General features: G+C 63.5%; 4 protein-coding genes and 1 pseudogene. 3 read left to right on the top strand and 2 right to left on the bottom strand.

The genetic code is table 11. From position 1 onward, the window contains the following. The 3 genes from VMR03_RS15055 to VMR03_RS15045 form a co-directional block, all read left to right on the top strand. A partial coding sequence (locus VMR03_RS15055; RefSeq protein ID WP_325406646.1) for an FAD-dependent oxidoreductase occupies positions 1-414 on the top strand: 414 nt, incomplete at its 5' end. A gap of 151 nt (positions 415-565) precedes the next feature. Then, a complete protein-coding gene (locus VMR03_RS15050; RefSeq protein ID WP_325406644.1) occupies positions 566-937 on the top strand; it encodes a phasin family protein in 372 nt (123 codons plus the stop codon). 181 nt (positions 938-1,118) lie between these two features. Beyond that, positions 1,119-1,847, top strand: a complete 729-nt coding sequence (locus VMR03_RS15045; RefSeq protein ID WP_325406642.1) for a hypothetical protein — start codon at positions 1,119-1,121, stop codon at positions 1,845-1,847. Between the two features lie 214 nt (positions 1,848-2,061). Here VMR03_RS15045 and VMR03_RS15040 read toward each other — a convergent pair whose 3' ends face one another. Beyond that, entirely contained in the window at positions 2,062-2,577 is a 516-nt protein-coding gene (locus VMR03_RS15040; protein ID WP_325406640.1) for a DUF934 domain-containing protein, read from the bottom strand. Continuing rightward, positions 2,564-3,166: pseudogene (locus VMR03_RS15035) on the bottom strand (nitrite/sulfite reductase); the annotation flags it as partial. The pseudogene VMR03_RS15035 and the gene VMR03_RS15040, both read right to left, overlap by 14 nt.

Here is a 3,166-nt window from a genome sequence, read left to right as displayed (position 1 = left end):
CTTGCGCCGAAGGTCAGCATGACCGACGAGGCGCGCAAGATCGTCGTGTCGCGGCTCGGCGAGCGGGTGCGCGTCGCCGGCACGGCGGAAGTTTCGGGTTACGACACCACGCTCGAAATGCCGCGCGCGCGGTCGGTGCTGGCAGGGCTTCTCGACCTTCTGCCGCAACTTGGTGCGCAGGCGGAACAAGCTGAATTCTGGACCGGATTGCGTCCGATGAGCTCCGACGGCAGCCCAATAATTGGACAGGCCGGCCGATTTTCGAACCTCTATCTGAACACGGGACATGGCTCGCTGGGCTGGACACTTGCCGCAGGAAGCGCCACTGCCCTGGCCGACAGCATCTGCGGCGCTCCGCCGCTGCTCGATCTAAGCCCTTATAGCATCGATAGATTTTCCTTAATTCGAGGCTAGCTGAATTGGCACATGGGTATTTTTTGTGCGATGCACAAAAAATACTTGACGGAGGGGTAGGGGCTATTTATTTCATTGTGCAGCGCACAAATCCAAAATGGATTGTGCTGGCGCCGCCGCAAGGGCGGTGCACGCCACAAGGAGATGGACGATGACGGAAACGACCGCGGCTCCCAAAGCCAAAAAGCCGACAAAAGCCAAACCCAAGGCCGCCAAGGCGAAGCCTGCCCCGAAGGCCGCTGCCGCCAAGGCGAAGACCCCGATCGAAGTCGCGTCGGGTATCATCAGTGAGTTGACGCGTACCAATTTCGAGGAAACCGTCGAGACGGCCAAGGCCGTCCTGAAGTCGGGCGACCTCAAGGCCGCCGTCGAGCTCCAGAACGAATTCCTCCGCGCCGCTTTCAAGCGCAACCTCGACGCCGCGCGCGAGATCAACGAACTGACCGTGTCGGCCGTGCGCGAAGCCGTCGGCCCCTATGCCGAAAAGTTCAACGAAGCTGTCGAGAAGCTCCGCGCTGCGTAATAGCGCCGGCAACGCCTGATCGTACCCAAGTAGTCCCTGTTGCGTTTGAGGCCCGGTGCTCGAAAGAGTGCCGGGCTTTGTTGTTTTGGTAACTGAAGCTTTACCGGCGGCTAACCGGTGGATGGCTAGAGTGCCGCCCATGGAACAGGCCGGAGGATCGACGAGGCGGAAGGGGGCGGGCATGGCGATGCTCGCCGCGCTGCTGCTGTCTGCCTGCGCGCAAGCGCCCGATTTCGGCCGCGAGCGTCCCGGCGCTTTCGATCTCGTGGCGAACAGCGTTTTTGCCGCCGCTGGCGAGCCCCGGGAAATGCCGCTGCCGCTCACCGACGCCGAACGCGATCTGCGCCGGATTTCGCAGAACCTGCTGAGGGAGAAACCGGCGGCGTCCGGGCCGATGGCGGATGCGCTCGCGTGGATCGAGACGCAGTCGAGTTCGCCGACGCCGGGAAATCTTCGCTACTACGAGATGCTCAGCCTCGCGCATCGCGGCAGCCCCGTTTCCCTCGTCAATGCGATGGGCGACGACATTGCCGCCGACACCGTCGAGATGGATCTCTTCGCCACGGCGCTCGACGAGGTGATCGCCGCCGACGGCGCGCGCGCCAACGGGTTTCTCGGCACAGGCGACATGCAGGCGACGATCGGCTACGAGGGCCCCGCGGCTTTTGCGCGAGTGCGCGGCCGCGTCGCCGAGAACGGGCAGACGATCGAGGAGACGGTGAGCGCGCTTGCCGCGCGGCTCGTCGGTTATCGCGTCGCGCTCGCCCATGCACGGCTCGACGCGCCGGTCGGCGACAGGCTCGCCGTCGTCGAGGAGGCGATCTCGGGCATGGAAGCGCGCGTCGCCGCGTTGGATCGCGGCGCGGTGCGCCACGCGGCGATCATGGAGTCGATGTCGCCGGGCGCGTGAAGTTTTTTCGAGGGACTTTATTTCAGCAGAAAAATCCGAGGGGTTTCCTTTACCTCCCACTCGGGGGAGGTCGAAGGGCGGAGCCCTTCGGGTGGGGGGCGCTGAGGTAGATGGAAGGGAGGGCTCTGCGGCGGGCCCCGTTACCCCACCCGAAAAATCCGAGGGGATTTTTCGACCTCCCCTCTTCGGGGGAGGTAGGGTACGGCGTTGCTTCCTAGATCGCCTTGCGCGTAGCCTGGGCGGCGAGGCGCTGGCGAAGCGACATCACGGGCTCGGCGCCGTCGGTGGACGGCTGGTAGGGATGGGTGAAGGCGCCGATCGATTCCGCGAAAATTTCCGGCGTAATGTCGTCGCGGACTTCGAGCGCGTCGAAGCCGCAGCGGACCAGGAAGTAGAACTGGTCACGCAGCACCGCGCCGACGGCACGCACTTCGCCCTTGTAGTCGTAGCGTTCGCGCAGCAGCCGCGCATAGGAATAGGCACGCCCGTTGCGATAAGCGGGAAATTCCAGGGCGACGACGGCAAGCCGGTCGAGATGATCGGCAATCAGCTTCGGTTCCTCGCCGCTCTTCAACTGCACGCCGATGGGCGTCTCGCGGGCAAGAAGAACGTTCTGCTCCTTCTGCCAGCGCGCGAGGCTGACGATGACCGGGCCTTCGGGCAGCGGTTCGTCGTCGGCCACATGCGTCCATTCGTCGGCGATGAATTTGCCGTTCTTAATGAGCTGCATAGAGCTTCTCCTTGAACGGCTGGACGCCGACACGGCGATAGGTGTCGAGGAAGATTTCGCCTTCCTTGCGGATGCCGAGATAGGTTTTGACGATGGTGTCGACTGCGTCGACGATCTCATCCTCGGTGAAGGCCGGACCGACGATGTCGCCGACGACCGCCGTCTCATCGGCCGCGCCGCCGAGCGTCACCTGGTAATATTCGACGCCCTTCTTGTCGACGCCGAGAATGCCGATATGGCCGACGTGATGATGGCCGCAGGCATTGATGCAGCCGGACGTGTTGATGTGCAGCCGGCCAATGTCGTGCTGGAGTTTCAGATCGGCGAAGCGCTCCGAAATACGCTCGGCGATCGAGATCGAACGCGCATTGGCGAGGTTGCAATAATCGAGGCCGGGGCAGGCGATCTGGTCGGTGATGAGGCCGACATTGGGTGTCGCGAGTTCGGCGGCGTCGAGCGCCTTCCAGACCTCGTAGAGATCCTGCTTGCGGACATGGGCGAGGCAGAGGTTCTGCTCGTGCGCGACGCGGATTTCCGAGAAGGAATATTTGTCGGCGACCTCGGCGACGACGTCCATCTGATCCGAGGT

Source organism: Parvibaculum sp., assembly GCF_035511255.1.
Taxonomy (GTDB): domain Bacteria; phylum Pseudomonadota; class Alphaproteobacteria; order Parvibaculales; family Parvibaculaceae; genus Parvibaculum.
Note: the sequence above shows the minus strand (reverse complement) of the source record. Positions and strands in the feature narration are given on the sequence as shown.